Here is a 23,833-nt window from a genome sequence, read left to right on the forward strand (position 1 = left end):
CGTTGTGAAACACAAAAATACTACGAAAATAATATAATTTTCTGTAATAATAATTGATATAAATATTATTGAACTTTTATAAGATGACATCTATATTACCCTTATTATTTTAATATCAACGAGTCACTTAAGCGTGCCTAAAACGCATAGAGATGTCGATTTATTGATAAATATGCCTGTTTATAAAATTCAAAATACTTTCCACCAAGAAGATAAACCCTATATAATACATAAAATATCTGTGGAGACATCTTTATGTTAAATGTACAAACTTCTTCAATTTCAATGTTTAAAATATTAAAACAATTTTCAATCGTGATTTTTTTGGCATGGTTAGTGCCATTTTTAAGTGGGTGCGGATTTAATACGATACCAACAAATGAAGAAAAAGCACATGCAGCATGGAGTGAAGTGCTCAATCAATATCAACGTCGTACAGATCTCATCCCCAATCTTGTAGAAACAGTTAAAGCTTACGCAGCTCATGAACAAAGCGTTTTCACAAATGTAATTGAAGCACGTGCTAAAGCAACGCAAGTCAACATTAATGCAGATATGTTGAATAATCCAGAAGTTATGCAGCAATATCTCAAAAATCAAGCAAATTTATCAAGTGCACTTTCGCGACTTATGGCTGTTGTTGAAAACTATCCGGATCTTAAAGCAAACCAGAACTTTCTTGCTCTTCAATCACAATTAGAAGGAACAGAAAACCGTATTTCCGTTGCGCGCCGCGATTATATTGAAACAGTACGTGCCTACAATACTGCACTCAAAACAATGCCGACGATGATTTGGGCAAAATTATGGTTTCGTGATGCTAAACCTATGCCAACTTTTACCATCGATACTGATAGCCAACAAACACCAAAGGTTAATTTTAATTAATGAAATCATTTCGATACTCTTTGCAACGTATTGTATTTCCACAATTATGGGCTTTTATCTGCTCTCTGTATTTAGTTGCTGCATTGGGAAGTATCGCTTGTTCGCAAATAAAATTTCCTCATTTAACAGGTTATGTTAATGATGTGGCTCATTTGCTCGATAATGCAACCAAGGAAAACTTGACAAAAAAACTGGCAGCACTCGAAGAGAAAACGGGAGATCAAATTGTTCTTGTGACACTCCCTACTCTTTCGGGCAATGATATAGAAACATACAGCAATTCTCTTTTTCGTACATGGGGATTAGGCCAAAAGAAGATCAATAATGGTGTATTACTGGTCATTGCACCGAATGAACGCACAGCACGTATCGAAGTAGGATATGGTTTGGAAGGAGAGCTAACAGACGCTCTTTCCTCTGTCATTATTAATAGCTTCATGATTCCTAATTTTCGCGAAGGAAATTATCAAAAAGGAATTGCTGAAGCAGTTGATGCAATTATCAAAGTTATTACAGAAAGTAATTCTGATTTTACTTTTCGTATCAAAGAAAAAGCTAAAATCGTTGAAGAACAACGTAAACAAGCTGAAAAAGAAGAAATGGTAATCAATGCAATTATGTTTTTAGCCTTTTTTATAATGTTTGGTCTTCCTATTCTTGCAATGATTTTTGGTAAAAAAGTGGGTCCACAAAAGTATCTCTGGCTGGGGGTCATCTTCACACCTTGGTTTCTTAACTTAAGTGCCGGTGGCAGATATCCTGGTGGAAGGTTCGGTGGTCCTCGAGGTGGAGGGGGATTTAGGGGTGGTGGTGGATCATCAGGTGGGGGCGGTGCAACAGGAAGATGGTAAAAGGAACGTGGATTTTTAAGCGTAGCAAATCTTCTTAAGATAAAATTTATGAACGTATTCTCTTTTATTCAACAATTCTATACCTTACTCTGTAATCACTTTTATTGATTACAATATAAACTCAAACATCAAGATAAATATTACCAATGACATTTGAATTGAAACATACGGATCGTAATCACTTATCACATCATTTTAATGCAATTCTAGGAAATCCACCCGTTGAATGGAAGATAAGTGATCATCTAGTTGAGTATCCTGAAGCTCTGCGTTATATGCAAGAACGTGTAGAAAAAATTCTTGCAAAAACCGCGCATGAACAAGTTTGGCTTCTTGAACACCCTTCCCTTTATACAGCGGGGACGAGTGCAAATAAAAAAGATCTTTTGGCGCCTAATTTATTCCCTGTTTATGAAGCAGGACGTGGAGGTGAATTTACATATCACGGTCCAGGACAGCGTATTGCTTATATCATGCTTGATCTTAAACGCCGAAAACAAGACATTCGTGCTTTCATTAGTGCATTAGAAGAATGGATCATACAGATGCTTGCAAACTTTAATATTAAAGGCGAACGCAGAGAAGATCGCGTTGGTGTCTGGGTTAAACAATCTCATTTCCCATCAAAACAAAATGATATTTATTCCGAAGATAAAATTGCAGCTATTGGCATTCGAGTGCGAAAATGGATAAGTTTTCATGGAGTTTCTATCAATGTTAATCCTAATTTAGCCCATTATTCAGGAATTGTTCCTTGTGGAATTACAAACCACGGTGTAACGAGCTTTCTTGATCTAGGTTGCCCTGTAGCAATGCATGATATTGATATTGCTCTCAAACACGCTTTTGAACAAATTTTTGGTCCAACAATTGATGTTTTCTAAGTGCATTGATTTTTAAATAAAAAACAGGCATAAAATTATTTTAATAAATATTTTATTTTATGAGGTAGATAGTTAAACGCTATGAGCGATAACAAAAAGGATCTTTTTAGTGTTTTAAATAAAGCCCAATCTCGGGTAAATACAAAAGAAAACACTCTGCAGCCTCCAATGAAATCAAAAGCGATGATTTCAAGAAAAAGTGCAAAAGATACGCAAGAAGATGACTATAATGCCCTCTCTATTCGAGTTCTTGAGGGTTTAGAGCCCGTGCGTTTACGCCCTGGAATGTATATTGGTGGAACAGACAGTAAAGCGCTTCATCATTTATTTGCCGAAATTATTGATAACGCGATGGATGAAGCTGTTGCGGGTTATGCAGATTCTATTGAGGTCTCATTAGATAGGAACGGTTATATAACCGTTACAGATAATGGACGCGGTATTCCTGTCGAAAATCATCCTCAAATGCCTGAGAAATCTACTCTTGAAGTTATTATGACACAACTCCACTCTGGGGGAAAATTTGATGGAAAGGCTTATCAAACTGCAGGTGGACTTCATGGAGTAGGAATTTCTGTCGTCAATGCTCTTTCTGATGATATGGAAGTTGAAGTTGCACGAGAACGAAAACTGTACCGCCAACGTTTCTCACGCGGTATTCCTCAATCTGGATTGGAAGATCTGGGAGATGTTTATAATCGTCGTGGTACGCGCGTTCGTTTTCATCCTGATCATGAAATTTTTGGTGAAAAAGCAGCTTTTGATCCAGAAAAAATCTATAAGATGACATGCTCCAAAGCCTATCTTTTTGGTGGCGTAAAAATTCGCTGGACTTGTGATCCCGTCATACTTGAAGGCGCAAAAAATATTCCTGAAAAAGCTGTTTTTCATTTTCCCAATGGACTTAAAGACTATTTACTTGCGTCACTAAAAGATGAATATCGAGTAACGTCAGAAATTTTTTCTGGCAAAACACAACACAATAATGGCCATGGCTCGGTTGAATGGGCTATCGCTTGGCATGGTGGTGATTCTTGTGTGCAATCTTACTGCAATACGATTCCTACAGGAGAAGGCGGAACGCACGAAATAGGATTACGTCAAGCTCTTTTGCGTGGATTGAAATCCTACGCTGAGTTAATAGGAAACAAGCGCGCAGCGATTATTACGTCTGACGATATTATGATTTCAACAGCCGCAATACTTTCAGTCTTTATCAGTAACCCTGAATTTGTTGGACAAACAAAAGATCGATTAGCAACCATTGAAGCACAGCGTATCGTTGAGAATGCAATCCGCGATCCTTTTGATCATTGGTTAGCAAATTCCCCGCAAGAAGCAACAAAACTTCTCGATTGGGTTATTGAACGTGCTGAAGAACGTGTTAGACGACGCCAAGATAGAGAAATAAGTCGAAAAACTGCTGTCCGCAAATTACGTCTGCCCGGTAAACTTGCAGATTGTAGCCAGAACCATGCTGTGGGTGCTGAACTATTCATTGTTGAAGGGGATTCTGCAGGAGGATCTGCTAAACAAGCAAGAAATAGAGCAAACCAAGCAATTTTACCTCTTCGTGGTAAAATCTTAAATGTCGCCAGTGCTGCACATGAAAAAATGAACTCAAGCCAAACAATTAGCGATCTTATCCTTGCTCTTGGATGTGGAACACGCTCCAAGTATCGTGAAAAAGATCTCAGATATGAACGTATTATCATCATGACAGATGCTGATGTTGATGGTGCTCATATTGCGTCACTGCTCATTACCTTCTTCTTTCAAGAAATGCCTGACCTTATTCATCAGGGACATTTATATCTCGCCGTCCCTCCCCTTTATAGAATATCGCAAGGAGGAAAAGTTGCTTATGCTCGTGACGACATTCATAAGGATGAATTGCTCAAAACTGAATTTACTGGAAAAGCTAAAATAGAAATCGGGCGTTTTAAAGGGCTGGGTGAAATGCGCGCAGAACAACTTAAAGAAACGACTATGCATCCTCAAAAACGTACATTGCTTCGTGTTTCTATTGATGCCGTGGAAATGCAAGAAACGAAAAAGACTGTAGAAAGTCTCATGGGAACAAAACCAGAAGCACGATTTCGTTTCATACAAGAAAATTCTACGTTTGCTTCTAATCTAGACATCTAATGTAAAAAATATCCCTTTCAAACCACTGCGGCTGCGTCAATCACGCGCAGCTGCGGATTGATCGTTCCATTCCAATAATTCAAACTAAGATGACCAGCTAAATGAATCATTTCACCAATATTTTCAAAAAGAAAATCACCAAGCGATGTCCCTACAGCACGAAAAGCAATTCCTTGCAGTTTTTTTCCTTCAACATTAGATACAATGAGGCGAAGATGTCCTTTACCAACTTCAGATAGATTCACCAGTCGATGAGAGGGAAGAACAAAAACAGGTGTTGCATTCCCTGCCCCAAATGGCCCTGCTTTTTCAAGCAATTCAAACAGCGCTTCATTAACACCAGAAGCAGAAAGAGAACCATCTATACTAAGAGATTTTTTTGCACGCAACTGTGAAACCATTAAAGAAACTTTTTCTTCTAGCCATTTTCGAAAAATTTCAATTTTTGTTGATTGAATTGTAATTCCTGCTGCCATACTATGTCCCCCTCCTTTTTCTAATAAATTTAATGTAACAGCTTCACGAACGAGTGCTCCTAAATCTATACCATTAATTGAGCGTCCCGACCCTACGCCATTTCCATCTTCTTTCAAAGCAATAGCAAAAACAGGACAAAAAAAACGCTCTTTGAGACGGGAAGCAAGAATACCAATAATTCCCGGATGCCATTCTTTATGTGAAATTACAAGCGATAATGGTATTTCTTGATCTTGATAAAGAGAAGTAATGTAAGATTCCGCTTGTGCTAATTGAATGTTCTCCATTTCTTGGCGTTCTTGATTAAGCCGATCTAATTGTTCTGCTATTCTGTCCGCTTCATCTTTATTCTCACAGCTAAGTAAACGTGCTCCCAAAGCTTGATCACCAATGCGCCCTCCTGCATTAATTCTAGGACCTAACAAAAAACCTAAGTGAAAACTATTAAGCGGCTCCCCTATTCGTGCAACCTTTGTTAAAGCTGTTATTCCTAGATTATGCATAGAACGAGCAACTTGAAGCCCTTTTATCACAAAAGCACGGTTAACCCCCTGTAATGGAACGACATCACATATGGTTGCCAATGCAACAAGATCAAGCATACTTAAAAGATCAGGCAGCTGCCCTTGGAATTGTTTTTTCCGCAGCAAATGATGAACCCAAGCTAACGTAACAAAAACAACGCCAGCTGCACATAAATGCCCCTGTTTAGAAAAATCATCAGGGCGATTAGGATTGACAAGAGCAACGGCTTCTTGATGAATCTCTGACATTTGATGATGATCTAAAATCACAACATCAGCACCAGCAAGCCTCGCTGCTTTTACGGCATCAGGACTGTTTGCGCCACAATCAACAGTGATAATTAACCGAGCGCCTTCTTGCACAAGCATCCTCATTGCTTGTTCATTAGGACCATAGCCTTCAACAATACGATCAGGAATATAAATTTTGACTTCAATACCAAAATAACGAAAAAAACGCGCTATGAGTGCCGATGAACAAGCACCATCAACATCATAATCACCAAAAACAGCAACCTGTTCTTGATTGAGAAGAGCCTTAACAATACGCTCTGCAGCGCATTGCATATCCCTAAAACTTTCTGGATCAGGCATAAGCGTACGTAATGTTGGATTAATAAAAGCAACAGCCTCAGCTTCATCCACATCTCTTGCTGAAAGTACTCGAGCTAACTGATCTGGAAAGCCAAATTTTTGAGAAATAGCGCGCGCATTATTTATCCCTTGAACATCAAGGGCATCTAACCAAGCTTGACCACAAGCAGAAGATTCAACATTGAGAAAATAACGAGACCACTGCATTATTTCTTATTTTATAATGAAGAACAATAAAATACAATCATGCGTTAAAGATAAAATAGTTTTTTGCAACATTCATTTTAAGTTTAAATGGTCTACAAACTTCTTTTAATGGGGTATTATAATACCTTTCTCGTAACATGTTGTTTTATAAAGTTTTTATTTTCTCTTGACGTCAATCAAAAGACATTATATCAGAGCAAGTAGTATGCGTTAAATATTTCGCTATGGTAACAATTTTCAACGCAAAACAGTAAAAATTCCCTTATATTAAAAGGGTTCTAATAAAGGATACTTCTATGGCAACTTTTTCACAAAAGCCAACTGAAGTGGTGAAAAAATGGGTTATTATTGACGCAGAAAACCTTGTTTTGGGTCGTCTTGCCACATTTGTTGCTAACCGCTTACGTGGCAAACATAAAGCTACATTTACTCCACATGTTGATGATGGTGACAACGTTATTGTCATTAATGCAGATAAAATAGCTCTCACTGGCAAAAAATATACGGATAAAAAATATTATTGGCATACCGGCTATATTGGTGGAATCAAACAACGTACAGCACGTCAACTTCTTGAGGGGCGTTTTCCTGAACGTGTTATTGAAAAAGCAGTAGAGCGCATGATTCCTCGAGGGCCTCTTGGTCGCCGTCAATTGAAGAATCTACGTGTTTACGCTGGAAGCCAACATCCACATGAAGCACAACAGCCTGAATCTCTTGACGTTGGTGCTTTAAACCGCAAAAACAAAAGGATTGCTTGATTATGGCTGAAATTAATTCTCTTTCTGAGCTTAGCATAGTAACAAGTATTACAGAAACACATGAAAATGTTGTTCCTGTCCACGTGCAAAAGCTTGATTCACAAGGACGTGCTTATGCAACAGGAAAGCGTAAAGACGCTGTTGCACGCGTATGGATTAAACCAGGTTCTGGAAAAATCACAATCAACAATAAGGAATTTGACAAATATTTCGCTCGTCCTGTTCTTAGAATGATTCTTCGTCAACCAATTGTTGCAACAAATAGGGATACCCAGTTTGATATTATTGCAACCGTTGCAGGCGGTGGTCTTTCCGGACAAGCCGGTGCAGTGCGCCATGGCATTTCCAAAGCTTTAACCTATTATGAACCAGAACTTCGCTCAATCTTGAAAAAAGGTGGTTTTCTTACCCGTGATAGCCGCGTTGTTGAACGTAAAAAATACGGTAAAGCAAAAGCACGTCGTTCTTTCCAATTCTCAAAGCGTTAATTTCAATTTTTGTACAATGCATAAAGCCTCGGACAAAACCGAGGCTTTTTCCCCTACTAAAACAGACTTTTAGATAAATGTAGGAACAAATCTATACCGATTAGAAAAAACAAAAATGCAAAACAACCTCCTCTCTTAAGATAAAAGGCAAGAAAATAAACCGAAAAATCTCGAAACTTCAGTTTCAATTTTTAAAATCTGTTTTACTAACTTGAATATATCCACGTGCTAAAGCAGAAAAATATTTGCACGAAAACTTTAGCAATTTTATAAGCTTTTCAATATTTTTTTCTATCATCACTTAACAAGCTTTAGTCCACAAAATGTTTTACCATTGTGATAAAATGAGGAACAGAAATAGGCTTTGACATATATTCTTCACATCCACTGGCACGAATTCGCTCCTCATCGCCTTTCATAGCAAAAGCTGTTACAGCAACAACAGGGATTGATCGAAGTTCTTCATCTTCTTTTAATTGTTTAATAACATCTATTCCAGAGACCTCTGGCAACTGGATATCCACAAGGATAAGAGATGGCATTGATGAACGCGCCAAATCTAATGCCATAAGACCATTACGCGTTTCAACAGTTTCATAACCACTCGCTTCTACAAGATCACGGAATAACTTCATATTAAGCTCATTATCTTCCACGATCATGACTTTTTTTGACATTCGTATAACTCCACCCTTCTCAAATAAAATAGAGAAATAGAAATGAATCCACATTCTCTTTGCTTAAGATAAAATGATAAAATGAATTGTAAACCACAAAGAGATTAAAAGATTCCAATAAAAGCATTTTTTACAAATATTTGTAAGACGCATCGCTATACTTATTCAGTTCATCAGTATAAAATCCACAATAACCATAAGTATTGTATTACCCTATATTTTTGAGTGAATACGCACCGTTTATGAATATCTCAATTCCAGCATATGCATTTTCATCATAGAAAAAATATCAAATACAAACTTAGCTCAAATGCGTATTTTGAAGAGAAAAAATTTAATTAACTTTAAAAAGCAGCTGATTATTTAAATTTAATGTCCCCTATACTGCCATCCCCCAACAATATCTTAATGATATTAAAGGATAAATTTACCATATTATTAAAAGTAAAAAATAAATAAACCGTGATTAAACATCACGGTTTATTTAATATAAAATATTCAACAACAGAATAATTCAAAGTTCATCAAGGAATTATCTTTTAATTCAAAGCCCATGCACTATAAGCAAAAGCATCGAATGCTCTTCCACCTGTCTCTCTGTTAGGACTCGGCGGTTTTCTAGTAAAGAAATATACAAGATATGCGACTAAACCAAAAATCGCTGCCTCCATCCCCATTAAACCCGCGACTTTTTGGACATCTTTCTCAGCCCCTTGTCCTCCAAACTGGCTAATAATCATATCAACAGCTTTAATAACTCTATTTTCCTGTGTCATTACAGAAATGAAACCAGCATTTTGAAATCTATCATTTAAAGAATCAGCATTGGCTCCTAAAACCTGTGAAAAGAAAATAGCTACTGCAACAAAACATACTATACAATGCTTGAATATTTTCATCATAAACACCTATTACAATATTTAATAAAATAAATTTTCTTTACCGCCCCCTCTAAATAGAAAACATTACATCATCTATCGATAAAGTATATTTATCTTCTAATAACAAAAAATATAATACAAAATTTAATTAACAGTTTTATTTTAATTGTTAATTTTATATTATATTACATTTACAATATATCCGTTACATGTTTATTTTAATATTGTCAATTATTTTATTCGTGTTTTAATAATGTATAATTTAATGGCAAAAATGTATTAAAATAAAATTGTTTTATTGTTTTTATTATAATTTTATCTCTATTATCATAAATATTATTAGATATTATAACATAAAAATATCAATATATTGTTTTTTAGTTACACGTAATGTTTTTTATTTTTTGTATAATATAGTAAGATAAATATTTTTAAAATTTACAAAAAACAAAAAAATATTTTATTGAAATATTCTGTTAAAATAATTTTTTCTTAGTATAGATTGAGAAGAAATAGTTTTCCCAGCAAAAATTAACGTAAGTATCAACTTAGCTCTTTGATTGAAAAAGCTAAATTAAGTAAGATAAGGGATAACTTTGGTGAACGCGCCAAATCTAATGCCATAAGGCCATTACACATTTCAAAGATTTCACAGCCATTCGTTTCTACAAGAACGTGGAATAATTTTAATAAAGTTCATTGTCTTTCAAGATTCTAACTTTCTAACATTAATATAATTCTACGACTTAGAGAAATAGAAATAAATACACATTCTTTCTAACCAAGATAAAATGATTAAAAATTTTAAACCTCAAAAAGACTATATTATGTACAATAAAGTATTTCTGTAATAATATTAAAAAAGAGTACAGCCTAAAAACTTAAAGCTTAATGGGCATATTAATAAATATAAAAATAGCTAAACCGTGATTAGAAATCACGGTTTATTAATTATAAAAGATTCAAAAACAGAATAATTTAAAATTCATCAAATCAACATTTTTAATTAAGAGCCCATGCACTTCGAGTAAAAACAGTGAATGCTTTTTCACCTGCGCTTTTTCTAGGATCCGGTGGCTTTCTAGTAAAGAAATATACAAGAAATGCGATTAAACCAAAAATCGCTGGCTCCATTCCTATCAAACCAGCCACCTTTTGGACATCTTTTTCTCTGCTTTGTTCCGAAAATTGACTAATAATCTCCTTAACAGATTTAATAACTCTATTCTCTTGTTTCATTACAGAAATAAAATCAGCGTTTTGATATCTACCATTTAAAGAATCGGCATTGGCTCCTAAAACTTGTGAAAAGAAAATAGCTACTGCAACAACACATGATATACAATGTTTAAATATTCTCATTATAATAACCTATTACAATATTTAATAAAACCTTACTCTCTAAACAGAAAACATCACATCATCTACCGATGATTCATATTTTCCTACTGAGAAGAGAATGATAATATAATACAAAAATAATTATCATTTTGTATTATATTTTTGTTTTAAGCTGACTGATTAGATGATAAAATTTTATTACAATAATATGATTATATTATTGTTTAAATTGTATTTTTTCTTCAAAACTATTGATTTTCTTAATCACAACATTTTTAAATCACAACATAAAAAATATTACTAAATTGTCTTTTTTTATTACACATAATGGATTTTTTATATTGCTAGCATACAGTAAGCTAATTTTTTTTCTTATTGTATGTTGAGAGGAAATAGCTAACCGAGTAAAAATTTAGCGTAAACAAAAATTTCGCTCTTTGATTAGAAAAGCTAAACGAGATAAGATAAGAGATAATATTGATGAAACCGCCAACTTTAATCCATAAAGCCATTAAACATTTCAACGATTTTACGACAATTCGTTTCTACAGAATCGCAGAATAACTTCAGTTTAAGCTCATTATCTTCCACGATCATTACTTTTTGATATTAATAGTGCTCCACCCATTCAAAATAAAATAGAGAAATAGATAATGAATACAAATTCTCTCTCTAACCAAGGTTAAAAAGATAAAAAATGTAAACTATAAAGAAACAAAACAACACCTAATAAAAGCATTTTTGCAAATATTTGTAATGCTCAGCATTATGTTTTTCAGTTTATCAAAATGAACTCCACATTAATCGTAAAATTATATTATTCTATATTTTTGAATCGATATGTAAAATTCATAGTTATCTAATGAATACCAATAAACTCACAAGTATTTTCATCGTAGCAAAGCTATCAATCACAAAAATTAACTCAAATACACATTTTGAAGAGAAAAAACTTACGTAACTTTGATATGCATAGATTTTTTTATCTGTAAGCAATCGGTAGTTTATATACCCAATTAAAAATTTATTCTTGTGATCTTATATTGTCTCAAACGCTTTTGTTATACATCAATACGAGCGATGCAATAACAAATCAAAATAGAACTTACTTATGTAATTTTAAACAAAACTTTAAAATGGACCACACATGTTGTTAATGCATTGTTAAATGCAAAAACAATCACAAAACTGTGAAAATAAAAAACTCATTATAAATGCTAATAACTTAACAGAATTTATTTTTTTGCTTTATATAATTTTTCAAAAAATTTGGTAAGAAAATATGAGTGATACGCGAAAAAGTTCTCAATCTTTTCAATCTCTATATCAAAAATCACATTATTTTCATCACTGATAATCAAAAACATATGATCGTTATCAGTTATTTTACAACATCAAATTAAAGCATTATTTTTGTTTATTGAAAAAGAAGCTGTCTGGATTTCTCTTTATTTTTTTGGACAAATTTAAAAACATAACTTTATTAATAACATATCTCATAATCTCTATAGAAAGATACTTAAATAAAGAATACTATAAAAAATAAAATGAATATTATTGATGATTTTTTATAATATCAGTTTTAAAGTGCTGCCTACTGCTTCTCTTAGTATAGCTCCCTCCGCAGCAGCAGCTACGATTAACAGGAACTATACCATCTATTTTCTATTGCAACTGCACCCACTATACTTACGATTCCTCCAAGCACAGCACCTCCAACTGTCCCAACAGGCGCCACTATCATTACTCCTGTTTGTCCTGTAGATTTTATTGTATCCCAATAATAACCCGAAGGACGGCATGAATTACCTGAAGCATTTGATGAGCTTGAACTCTCCTTTTTCTTTTATAGAAAAACGCATCATATCGATACAATTAGATTAGATTATTACGCATTTTAGACAATTGTCAAACCTAATTTTAAATTAAAATAAAATAAAAACATCGTACAAACAATAATAATATTTGCAAATACTATTAAAATATAACACATTATATTTTTCTTTCTCTTAACAAAATCATAAATTAAAATGAGTTTGCATAAGAAAAATTAAGAATCTTCTCTTGATTTACTCGCACAACAAAGAAATATATTTATTACGTTATTGAAATTAATCTTATTGCTATCGTTTTACATCTACTTTACTTGGTGAATACTTTTATTTCAAGCAATTATTGATGGAATTTTGCCTACTCAGCATGCTGAAAGTCTCTATGTGATTGTTGTCTTGATAATTGCTATCATGTTGTTTAGCACAACTCTTAGCTTTCTATCGGGCAACTTAAAAGCTTTATTCTATCAATTTTCTTATTGTTTAAGCAAAAAACTCATCCACGTAATAATATATTGAATGCACCAACAAAATCCGCACGAATAACCACATTCTACGCATATAAAAATTACCCACTTTGACAATTTTTTAGCACTATAATCGAAAAAGAACACATCTGGCTCGTATTATGAATGATACTAAATTGTATGCCATCTTACCATTGGCTTTTGTCATCAAGCTGCCATCTAAAATCGAACAGTTTAAACCTCTGATTTCTATTTCACGCTCCTTGCCAGTAACTGTGGGAATGCGGCCTATATTATTGTTCAATCTTATCTAACAATAAAAAAATCCTCATGTGAAAATTCTACATGCCTTATATCGCCAGAATAAATAACGATAATTTATGGTACAATAGAATTATTCACTCAATTTTTTTTATTTTTATAATCATGCTGACTTTCATTTCATCCCCCTAATCCATTAAATTTACGCATTGTTTTCTTATAACTTATGAAAGTCATGACCATGGAAAGAAAAGCGCTCAACAGAAGATATCCAATATTCCATTCGCCTTTACCAAGCAACAATGACACAGGCAAGGAAGCAGAAAAAGCCATGGGAAGCATAAACAAAAGCCATTTTACGATGCTTAAAGGATAAATTCCTATTGGCACAAATGAAAGCTCGTAAATCATTTCATGAAAATATTCGACAGGCATCTTACGGCTAATAATAAATGTTACAAAATTAAACATCATGAAAAAACAAATATTGACAATAAAAACACAAAATATTGCAACAATAAAAGAGATCCATCTTAGCTTAAGATCGGATATATTCGGTAATGATACAAATAAATAGGCACTAACATAAAGAACAAAGAGCTTGATCAGATTAAGAGGTTTACACCAACCAAACAACATCAACAACCAGATTGAAACGGGCTTTATCAAGTATGGTTCAATTTTACCATCCGCTACTTTTTCAAAAAACGTTTCAATAGAATTAGTAAAAATATTCAAAAATATTCCAAGTAAAACAAAGACAACAAAGATAAAATGGATTTCATCTCTGCTATAGTTACCGATCTTTCCTGAAAAAGAAGATATTCTATCAATAAATATGAATTGAATAAAATAATAGCATAGAGAAAGAATAAACTCCCCAGCCAAATTCTTACCATAAACAATCTGTCGGCGGATATTCAAACTGATAAAATGAAGGATTATTTTCATCTCAACCACCCGCTCCATTATATGCTTTCATCCCTTTATTCCAAGCAATATAAATTAAGAATAAAAAACACAAAATATAAGTAAAACTTCCGAAAATAAACTGCTGAAACAACGCTAAATTTTGCGTCGCGAAAAACTCGGCAGGAGCTGATATCATGAAACGATAAGGATTAAATTGCATAAGCGGAATAAGCCACACCGGCCAAAAAGATGGTGGTAAAAGAACACCACCAAGAAGCGTTGAACTGAGAATACTGAAAGAGAGTAATATATTGTACTCAATCACCCAAAAGCTTAATAGGGCAATTCCAAAAGAGAGTAAAAAACAAAGCAATTGTGATAGAATAACAACCAGAAAAAAGAACAGAAAAGCGATAACCAATCCCAGAATATTTTCATAGGATAAAACAAGCTTAACAACAAAAAGAGCCAATAACGGGATGCTATATAATACACTCTCCCCTAAAAAAGTAAAAAGCATTTGTGTCATATAACTAAAGGGCTTTGTAAGATATACTTCTAATTGACCTTCTTTAACATGATGAGAGAAAAACTTAATCACATTATAACCATTATTTAAGCGACCTAGGACTAAAGCAAAAGCATAATAATACATCATATCATAAAAGCTAAAGCCATTGATGGTGTTGCCCGTATCAGAGAAAAGTGCATTCCATAATAGAAGTTGAATAACAAATGGCGAAAGTGTCCCAATGATAATATCGGTAAAAAACATTGCTCTATCACTTAGAACAGTGAGTAATCCATTCTTGGCAAAAAGAAACATACCAAAGCAGTGGTTAGATAAATTCTTTAAATTTAACACGGAGCATCTCTTCAAGCGAGGGAGTGGATACAGAGAACGTACAGTTCAATTCGGTTGTAATTTCGCGTACAAAACGCGCAAAATCCTCACGGGACAGCGAAACCTCCAGCGAGCATTCTTCAGCGTTAAAGTGCTTATCTTTTAAAGGAGTAGATAATTTCAACGCAATCTCATCAATTTTTTCTACAACAGCTGAAGGTGCAGCCATGTGTTCACAAAAAAGTGTCATTCTCACCAAAGAAGGAATGACATTTTTAAGCGCATGAAGATTACCATGAAACTGTTTCTTTCCTTTATGCAAAAGAATAATATCATCGACGTATCCATCAATATCTCCCATATCATGACTTGTAATGATATACCCAGTGCCACACTCCTTTTTCAGTTTTTTAAGAAGCTCCCTGATTTCATGCTTAGATGTAATATCAAGACCAATACTTGGCTCATCGAGAAACAACAGTTTAGGTCTAAAGGAGAGATTAAATGCCAATTCACTTTTCACTCTCTCACCCAGACTAAGCATCCGCACTGGCTTATCCATAATATGCTCAAGACCCAGCAACTCAGCGATCTCTTTAAGATCACGGGTAAAAGAGGCGCATTCAAGACCATATAATGGTTGAACCATATCCAGACTGTAGCGTAAGGGCAAATCCCACCATAAACAATTCTTGTGACCAAAGACCACACCCAAAGACTTGAACAGATTTTTCTTCGCTTTATAAGGATCAACACCAAGGACTTTAACACATCCCTCATCAGCGTATTGTATACCAGAAAGTATTTTAATCAGTGTCGATTTACCCGCTCCGTTAGTGCCAAGAATTGCTAACGATTGCCCTGAAAAGAGGGTGAAACTCATATCTTTTAACACATGATGATTTGTATAAACCGGCTTGAAGAGAGAAAACACCTTGTTTTTAAAACCAATTCCTCTGTCAATGTTGCGATATATTTTTGAGACGTTATTAACGTCAATCAATAATGATCCCATCAGTCACTCCTAATTTCAATTTATCCCCCTTTTGAATGTTCCCATAATAAATATCTGTTTTGTTCACTAGAAAAAACAAAAGTGTTCAAGCCCTCCCTAGAGCAATAAAACGCGCCTGACGTTTTATCTCCAATTTTTTGTCTAGATATTTTTTCAATGTGATGAGTTCACTTCAATGAAGCATTAAGATACTGAAAAATTATTTCTTCTTTTATGAAAGATAGTCTTTTGGATAAACTAAGTAAGTAGAAAAAATTGCTCATTGAAAGGAGAACTTTGCTAAGAAGGCTTCATTGTGTAAGTAAAGATACAAAGCATAAATCTATACTATAAGCATATCAAACCACATTTATAACAGAACAAACTTCCTTGACAACAGGATTTTTTTGAGAGTCTACTTTTCCTAAGCATTACTATAAAATGCCTCCATTATTCCCCATAAAAAAACTAAAATCGCTTTCTCTATTTTAGTAAATATCTTTCAGATTTTATCTAACTCATCTCCCTCAACAGACACGCCTTCCCAATATGACCTCTATAGATAATTCAAAGGAGCAGCTTCATAAACTCAGATTATTAAACGATACACCATATCCAAAAAATAACAATACAATCAATATGGATAAAGAGCTGTAGAAAGAAAGCCATGATATTCGAAAATTTCATCACTCAAAAACATAATTTTCTCATAGCGATTGACTTATCAAAAACTTCCTTCAAATGATGCCCTATTCATCTTATCAAATTTATAGACAAAATTTTATATCAATCAAAAAAACAAATGAAGTTTGTTTAGTCGGTTTCGGCATCACTCTCATTAAAAGACAAAAGATTAAAACTTTGAACCATATGAGGTGGTAAAGGTGCAACAATGTCCAATATTCCTCCTGAAGGATGAGGAATACGAATACGACGTGCATGAAGATGAAGACGATTTTGAATTCCTCCTGGTAATGTCCAATTACTATCAGAAAAAAAATACTTTGTATCGCCAATGATAGGATGATCCATATGGGCAGCATGCACACGAAGCTGATGTGTTCTCCCTGTATAGGGTTCCATTTCAAGCCAAGAAAGAGCCCGCCCTCGTGTATCTAAAACGCGATAGTAGGAAACCGCATGATGTGAATCTGGCTCCCCATGTTCACAAACACGCATTTTGTCACCTTGTGCAGTCATTTCCTTAACCATCCACGTTGAAATTTTATCCTGCTTTTTTTTAGGCACGCCCCGAACCAACGCCCAATAAGTCTTTTTTGTTTCTCGCGCTCTAAAAGCAGCAGTTAAGGACTGAGCAGCTCCCCTTGATCGCGCAACAATAAGCACACCCGACGTCTCACGATCAAGACGATGAACCAAACGCGGCTTTTCACCTTTTTTATTGCGCCATACCTCAAGCATACTATCCATATGACGTGTTAAACCAGAGCCTCCTTGTACAGCCAACCCAGCTGGTTTATTAAAAACAAATACCTTTGGATCTTCATAAAGCAGCATTTTTTTCAAAACGGTCCCATCATCCTGCCCACGAAGTGTTTTATCCGTTATTGAAAAATTTTCCTTGTCATTAATAGGGAGAGGTGGAATACGAACAGCTTGCCCTATACAAAGACGCGTATCGGCTTTAACACGTCCACCATCAACCCGTATCTGACCAGAACGCAACAATTTTTGCAAAGCTCCAAAACCAAGTCCTGGATAATGCACTTTAAACCAGCGATCTAAGCGCATTCTATTTTCATCTGCCTCAACTTTTTTTATTTCTATGCCTGCCATGAAAATTCCCTTACCTGATAATTTTATTGATCTATTTTTGCGCCTTTATAAACACAAAAATTCATATTTTAGTTGGTTTTATCACACCATATTACAGTTAGTATCCAAAATTGCCTTTTCTTAACGTCCAAATTTTATTAGCTAAAAACTAAGCGTTGTAAAAATCAACAGCCTTTACGCTTAATAGCGAATGGAGATAATTAACCGTGTCCTTATTCAAAACCTATGCACGTGTTCTCACTTACCTAAATAGAGAAAAAAATGCATCCCTTTTAATCTGTACCGCTAATGTTATGTTAGCTATTATCACTATTGCAGAACCTATTTTATTCGGACGTGTTATTGATTCTATTTCAGAAAAATCAGCTATCATTCCTACTCTTACCATCTGGGTTTGTTTTGGACTTTCACATATTATTGCTTATGTCCTTGTTGCTCGCGGTGCTGACCGCTTAGCCCATAGACGCCGCTTAACGGTTTTAACGGAATCTTTCGAACGTATCATTGCCATGCCTTTAATTTGGCATCAACAACGTGGAACTTCCAACGCACTCCATACACTTTTGCGCGCAATAGATTCCATGTCAACCATATGGCTTGATTTTATGCGCCAACACCTCTCAACGCTTGTCGCCTTATTGGTTCTCATCCCCATAGCGTTTAATATGAATTGGCGTCTTTCAATAGTCTTGGTTGTGCTTGCCATCACCTACGTATTAATTGCACGTTTAGTGATGCGAAAAACAAAAGACGGACAAGCCGCTGTGGAATGCTACCACCACAACCTTTTTAAACATGTCAGTGATTCAATCTCTAATGTTTCCATTGTACAAAGTTATAACCGAATAAAAGAAGAAGCTTCTATACTGCATCAACATACAAATGCTCTGCTTAAAGCACAAAATCCTGTTCTCAATTGGTGGGCGCTCGCCAGTGGCTTAAATCGAATGGCTTCAACAATTTCAATCGTTTGTGTTCTTCTCCTTGGAGCTTTTTTTGTTGCAAAAGATCAATTACGAGTAGGTGAAGTCGTTGCTTTTGTTGGATTTGCACAACTCATGATTAGCCGCCTAGACCAAATGAGCAATTTTATTAATTGTGCAATATCCTCACAAGCAAAACTGCAAGAATTTTTTGAAATGGAAGACTCAACCTTTCATATCAACGAACCGCAAAATCTTCCTTCCCTCAAAAATGTTAAAGGCGCCATACAATTTCATCACGTGACCTATAAATTCCCCAATTCTTCTCAAGGTGTTTTTGATATTTCCTTTGAGGTTAAAGCAGGACAAACTGTTGCAATTGTAGGGCCAACAGGGGCTGGAAAAACAACATTGATCAATCTGTTGCAGCGCGTATACGACCCTACCCTTGGGCATATCTCCATTGATGGAATAAATATATGCTCAATCAATCGCGAATCTTTACGCAAATCTCTAGCAACAGTATTTCAAGACTCGGGTCTTTTCAACCGTACTATTCATGACAATATTTCAATAGGAAAAGCGAGCGCAACAAATGAAGAACTTTATGAAGCAGCAAAAATAGCAGAAGCTCACGATTTTATTCTAAAAAAAGCTGATTGTTATAACACAATGGTGGGCGAACGAGGATCTCAATTATCCGGTGGAGAAAAACAGCGACTAGCAATTGCACGCGCTGTTTTAAAAAATTCCCCTATTCTCATTCTAGATGAAGCAACAAGCGCTCTTGATGTTGAAACAGAAGCACGTGTCAAAGATGCTCTCGATTGCATAAGCCATAACCGCACTACTTTTATTATAGCACATCGCCTCTCAACAGTACGCAATGCTGATGTGATACTCTTTCTGGATCATGGTCACTTAATGGAAAAAGGAAACTTTCAAGAATTGATCGATAAAGGGGGACGTTTCTCTAATTTTTTAAAGGCAAGTGGTTTAACAATCAAACCACCAGAAAGAGAAGGAGAAAATGTTATCCCCTTACATGAAGCCATAGCATCATAAAATTGATACTCTTTTTCAAGCAAAAAAATCCTCCTCAAGATAACAAGAGTTCTTATATATGATACAAGTAAAGAGATTTCTAAAAATGCCACAATTCATTTTAGGTATTTAAGAAAAATATTTTCCTATATCTGTGCATATTGACGAGTATACATTCTCATTTAGGGAAAATGTAAAGGTAAAAACAATTTCCAGTTTTACCGTCTTCTTTTTACTCAGCTTTACGAATTTCAAAACGAACTAAAGAAACATCTTTTAAATAATGAATATTATGTATTGCTTTGCACTTTTGTTTATCACGTTCTTTATAGTCCTCTCATAAAGAACAGAACATCATTGTTTTGCACATTCATATGACTTTTTTAAGAAACATTTTTCAATGCTCTTAAGCCCATTTCACAACGACATTCGTGAGTGGTTTTGATTAATTTAACATACCCAGAATTTGAAATAATAAAATCCTACGAATATTCGTAGCTCTTATTCAAAAGATAAAACGATAAATTATCATTATAACCCAATGTATTAAAGCAATTTTATCATAAATAAATTAAATATTAATCTAAATCTTTAGATTTATGTGATATTCCTTTGATTTATATTGATAATTCATTACTTTATAACTTTAAATAAAGATTTATAAAGATAGGAGAATATTCTTTTCAAAACCTTTTAATAATAAACCAAAAAACTGTGTACATAACAAGCAAAATGAAAACAATAGCTCTAAGATATAACAACTCTTTTATAAGCCTTTTCAAGGAAAGAGATTTTATTCATTTGAAAACTAATCGAATAATGACAGCTTATAACTTTATAAGGAGAATCGTATGCAATAAATCTTGATTTTTCCTTTCATAAAAAGAGAGGTTTCTTTAAAAAATCTATAAGAGCAACATAATAACTAGTCTTCCTAGTAAAAGAATACACAGCAAAGCATGAAGTGCTGAATAATCTATCTTATCTTAAAAAGGTGACTCCTGAAACGCTTGGACGTTATAAAGACAAACACTGTTTTTATCTTTACAATTGTATTTTTCCCCAATTACGCTGTATCTGCATTTCAGAAATACACCAGACAGATATTCATGATACATAGATACCAACCCAATATAACAATGTAAAAAATACCTATGCAGAATGATTTCATTCTTTAATTTTTTTCAAGAAAATCTTTTAGTGCCGCAAATGCCTCATCAGCTTTGTTCCCCTCAGGACCACCAGCCTGCGCCATATCAGGACGGCCACCTCCACCTTTACCACCAAGCATCTCTGAAAGAATACGAACGAGATCTACAGCATTTAACTTATCCGTTAAATCATCCGTAACGCCGACAACAGCACTCCCTTTTCCATCCTCCGAGACACTAATAAACGCAACCACTCCAGATCCGATTTGTTTTTTCTCAGAATCGACGAGCGCCTTAAGATCCCGTGGTAAAATATTTTTAACAACGCGTCCGGTAAAAGAAAACCCATTGATGATGATAATATCACCTTGGCTCCTTTCTATTATTCCACCACTCAACATCATTTTCTTGCGTACATCATTCAATTCTTTTTCAAGTTTACGACGATCATCAAGCAAAATTCGCGCCCGTTCTTCCACACCAGCAGAAGAAGTTTTTAAAAGATCAGCAATTTCATGAATACGTTCATCTTGGCGGCTAAGATAAAGACGTGCTTCTTTGCCTGTTAAAGCTTCAATACGCCGCACTCCAGCTGAAACAGAACTTTCAGAAACAATATGAATCAAACCGATATCACCTGTTCGCTCCACATGTGTGCCACCACAAAGCTCAATTGACCAACGCTTTTTAAATCCTCCCTTTTCAAATGGCTCCCCCATAGAAACAACGCGAACTTCATCACCATATTTTTCACCAAACAATGCCATGGCACCTTCAGAAATTGCATCATCTACAGCCATGAGGCGCGTTATTACTTTACTATTTTGCAAAATAATCTCATTGGCTAAATCTTCTATTTTTTTCAACTCTTCTGGTGAAACGGATTTTGGATGTGAAAAATCAAAACGCAACCGATCTGGCGATACAAGAGAGCCCTTTTGTGTAACATGGTCCCCCAATGTTTGGCGTAAAGCTTCGTGTAACAAATGAGTAGCAGAGTGATTCGCGCGAATTTTCTTACGACGAACAATATCAACCGTTAATTCTACACAATCAGACCTCGATGCCTGACCAGATTTCATCTCCCCAATATGGATAAAAACACCATCACCCTTTCTTTGGGTATCATGCACCTTAAAAATAAAATTTTCACCAGAAATGATACCGCTATCACCAATTTGCCCACCAGATTCACCATAAAAAGGTGTCTGATTAACAACAAGCATAGCTTTCTGATCTGAAGAAATATGATCAACAATTTTACCATCACATACAAGAGCTGTAAGAATACCTTTCGCTGTCTCAGTTTCATAACCTAAAAACTCTGTGGCCCCCACTTGATCACGAACAGAAAACCAGATTTTCTCTGTTACAGCTTCTCCAGAACCAGACCAATTGGCACGTGCTTCCTCTTTTTGGCGTTCCATCGCTTTATCAAAAGCACCAACGTCAACAGATATTCCGCGACGACGAAGAACATCTTGCGTCAAATCAAGCGGAAAACCATAGGTATCATAAAGTTTGAAAGCAACTTCACCATTCAAATAGTCTCCTTCTTTAAGATCGGTACTTGCTTCGTTCAACAAACCAAGTCCTCGTTCAAGCGTTTTACGAAAACGTATTTCTTCTAACCTTAAAGTTTCTGAAATCAAAGATTCAGCACGCACCAACTCAGGATAAGCTTGTCCCATTTCGCGATTTAAAGCAGGCAAAAGTCGCCACATTAAGGGCTCTTTAGCACCAAGAAGATGCGCATGACGCATAGCACGACGCATAATACGACGTAAAACATATCCTCTTCCTTCATTAGAAGGAAGCACACCATCAGCAATCAAAAATGCCGATGAGCGAAGATGATCAGCAATGACACGATGGCTGGCAATAAAATCACCCTTTGCCTCAATCCCTGTAATTTCTTCTGATGCAGCAATTAATGCACGAAAAAGATCAATGTCATAATTATCATGAACGCCCTGTAAAACAGCAGCAATACGCTCTAATCCCATGCCTGTATCAATAGAAGGGTGAGGTAAGTTAACATGTTTTTCCTTGGAAACTTGCTCATACTGCATAAAAACAAGATTCCAAATCTCAATAAAGCGATCACCATCTTCTTCCATACTTCCAGGAGGACCGCCCCAGATTTCATCACCATGATCATAAAAAATCTCCGAACAAGGCCCACAAGGGCCTGTTTCTCCCATCGACCAAAAATTATCAGCTGTCGCAATACGGACAATTTTTTCATCTGGAAGACCTGAAATTTTACGCCACAGTTCAGCAGCAACATCATCACTCTGATAAACTGTCACCAACAATTTATCTTTTGGCAGGCAAAATTCCTTTGTTAAAAGATTCCATGATAAAAAAATGGCTTCTTCTTTGAAATAATCACCGAAAGAAAAATTACCCAGCATTTCAAAAAATGTATGATGGCGCGCCGTATATCCAACATTATCAAGATCATTATGCTTTCCACCCGCACGAACACATTTTTGTGCCGTTGTTGCCTGCGTATAAGAAGGTTGTTCAAGTCCAGTAAAAACATTTTTAAACTGCACCATCCCTGCATTTGTAAACATAAGTGTAGGATCATTCCGCGGAACAAGCGGACTAGAAGAAAGAACTTTATGCCCATTACGATGAAAATAATCCAAAAATATTGACCGAATATTATTAACACTATTCATGTTGACACCTGCTCAATACAGCACAAAACCATAAAAGAAAAATCCCCCTCATTAAATTCTCTTCGCCACGCATGGAGTCAATTTAATCAAAAATGGAATATTTGTTTTAAAAAATTGAGAAAAAAATGACTGCGTATTTAAAAACTCAAACAAAAAAACAGAAAAATCTGAAAGGGAAAAAATTATAGACGAAAAAA

General features: G+C 35.0%; 16 protein-coding genes. 7 read left to right on the forward strand and 9 right to left on the reverse strand.

Annotation, left to right across the window (positions count from 1 at the left end; translation table 11 throughout):
* The first annotated feature begins 255 nt into the window (after nt 1-255).
* From ACFIK0_RS05970 to parE, 4 genes are all read left to right on the forward strand, one after another.
* The gene (locus ACFIK0_RS05970; RefSeq protein WP_273724085.1) at nt 256-888 is read left to right on the forward strand and encodes a LemA family protein; all 633 of its coding nucleotides are present in this window, start codon (nt 256-258) and stop codon (nt 886-888) included.
* The gene (locus ACFIK0_RS05975; RefSeq protein ID WP_375643214.1) at nt 888-1,739 is read left to right on the forward strand and encodes a TPM domain-containing protein; all 852 of its coding nucleotides are present in this window, start codon (nt 888-890) and stop codon (nt 1,737-1,739) included. Before ACFIK0_RS05970 ends, ACFIK0_RS05975 begins: the two co-directional genes overlap by 1 nt.
* 146 nt (nt 1,740-1,885) lie before the next feature.
* The gene (gene lipB, locus ACFIK0_RS05980; RefSeq protein WP_375631295.1) at nt 1,886-2,623 is read left to right on the forward strand and encodes a lipoyl(octanoyl) transferase LipB; all 738 of its coding nucleotides are present in this window, start codon (nt 1,886-1,888) and stop codon (nt 2,621-2,623) included.
* A gap of 81 nt (nt 2,624-2,704) precedes the next feature.
* Nucleotides 2,705-4,771, forward strand: a complete 2,067-nt coding sequence (gene parE / locus ACFIK0_RS05985; RefSeq protein WP_375660572.1) for a DNA topoisomerase IV subunit B — start codon at nt 2,705-2,707, stop codon at nt 4,769-4,771.
* Between the two features lie 17 nt (nt 4,772-4,788).
* Here parE and recJ read toward each other — a convergent pair whose 3' ends face one another.
* Nucleotides 4,789-6,573, reverse strand: a complete 1,785-nt coding sequence (gene recJ / locus ACFIK0_RS05990) for a single-stranded-DNA-specific exonuclease RecJ (protein ID WP_375631293.1) — start codon at nt 6,571-6,573, stop codon at nt 4,789-4,791.
* Nucleotides 6,574-6,869: 296 nt separating this feature from the next.
* Between recJ and rplM the strand changes: the two genes are divergently transcribed.
* The gene (rplM, locus tag ACFIK0_RS05995; protein WP_015856544.1) at nt 6,870-7,334 is read left to right on the forward strand and encodes a 50S ribosomal protein L13; all 465 of its coding nucleotides are present in this window, start codon (nt 6,870-6,872) and stop codon (nt 7,332-7,334) included.
* Nucleotides 7,335-7,336: 2 nt separating this feature from the next.
* Nucleotides 7,337-7,822, forward strand: a complete 486-nt coding sequence (gene rpsI, locus ACFIK0_RS06000) for a 30S ribosomal protein S9 (protein ID WP_015856545.1) — start codon at nt 7,337-7,339, stop codon at nt 7,820-7,822.
* A gap of 311 nt (nt 7,823-8,133) precedes the next feature.
* Here the strand turns inward: rpsI and ACFIK0_RS06005 are convergent, their stop codons facing one another.
* The 7 genes from ACFIK0_RS06005 to ACFIK0_RS06035 all read right to left on the reverse strand — a co-directional run bounded on the left by ACFIK0_RS06005 (nt 8,134) and on the right by ACFIK0_RS06035 (nt 17,828).
* Nucleotides 8,134-8,499: a response regulator gene (locus ACFIK0_RS06005; RefSeq protein ID WP_005773308.1), complete on the reverse strand. Its 366-nt coding sequence runs from the start codon at nt 8,497-8,499 to the stop codon at nt 8,134-8,136.
* A 539-nt stretch (nt 8,500-9,038) separates the two neighbouring features.
* Nucleotides 9,039-9,398, reverse strand: coding sequence for a hypothetical protein (locus ACFIK0_RS06010; protein WP_375663661.1), 360 nt, complete (start codon nt 9,396-9,398; stop codon nt 9,039-9,041).
* A gap of 984 nt (nt 9,399-10,382) precedes the next feature.
* A complete protein-coding gene (locus ACFIK0_RS06015; RefSeq protein ID WP_375663654.1) occupies nt 10,383-10,742 on the reverse strand; it encodes a hypothetical protein in 360 nt (119 codons plus the stop codon).
* 2,719 nt (nt 10,743-13,461) lie between these two features.
* Entirely contained in the window at nt 13,462-14,250 is a 789-nt protein-coding gene (locus ACFIK0_RS06020) for an ABC-2 family transporter protein (protein WP_273791430.1), read from the reverse strand.
* Nucleotides 14,234-15,058: an ABC-2 family transporter protein gene (locus ACFIK0_RS06025; RefSeq protein ID WP_375631291.1), complete on the reverse strand. Its 825-nt coding sequence runs from the start codon at nt 15,056-15,058 to the stop codon at nt 14,234-14,236. The genes ACFIK0_RS06020 and ACFIK0_RS06025 overlap by 17 nt, the downstream gene beginning before the upstream one ends.
* Entirely contained in the window at nt 15,033-16,052 is a 1,020-nt protein-coding gene (locus ACFIK0_RS06030) for an ATP-binding cassette domain-containing protein (RefSeq protein WP_375663655.1), read from the reverse strand. Before ACFIK0_RS06030 ends, ACFIK0_RS06025 begins: the two co-directional genes overlap by 26 nt.
* Before the next feature lie 792 nt (nt 16,053-16,844).
* Nucleotides 16,845-17,828 (reverse strand): RluA family pseudouridine synthase, encoded by a 984-nt coding sequence (locus ACFIK0_RS06035; protein WP_375663656.1) that lies wholly within the window; start codon nt 17,826-17,828, stop codon nt 16,845-16,847.
* A gap of 206 nt (nt 17,829-18,034) precedes the next feature.
* On the opposite strand from ACFIK0_RS06035, the gene ACFIK0_RS06040 reads away from it, so the two are divergent.
* Nucleotides 18,035-19,816, forward strand: coding sequence for a glucan ABC transporter ATP-binding protein/ permease (locus ACFIK0_RS06040; protein ID WP_273791426.1), 1,782 nt, complete (start codon nt 18,035-18,037; stop codon nt 19,814-19,816).
* A gap of 1,153 nt (nt 19,817-20,969) precedes the next feature.
* On the opposite strand, the gene alaS is transcribed toward ACFIK0_RS06040, so the two are convergent.
* On the reverse strand, nt 20,970-23,636 hold the full coding sequence (gene alaS / locus ACFIK0_RS06045) for an alanine--tRNA ligase (RefSeq protein ID WP_375663657.1): 2,667 nt from the start codon (nt 23,634-23,636) through the stop codon (nt 20,970-20,972).
* Between the last annotated feature and the right edge of the window lie 197 nt (nt 23,637-23,833).

It is taken from the genome of Bartonella sp. CL63NXGY (assembly GCF_042194905.1).
Classification (GTDB): Bacteria; Pseudomonadota; Alphaproteobacteria; order Rhizobiales; family Rhizobiaceae; genus Bartonella.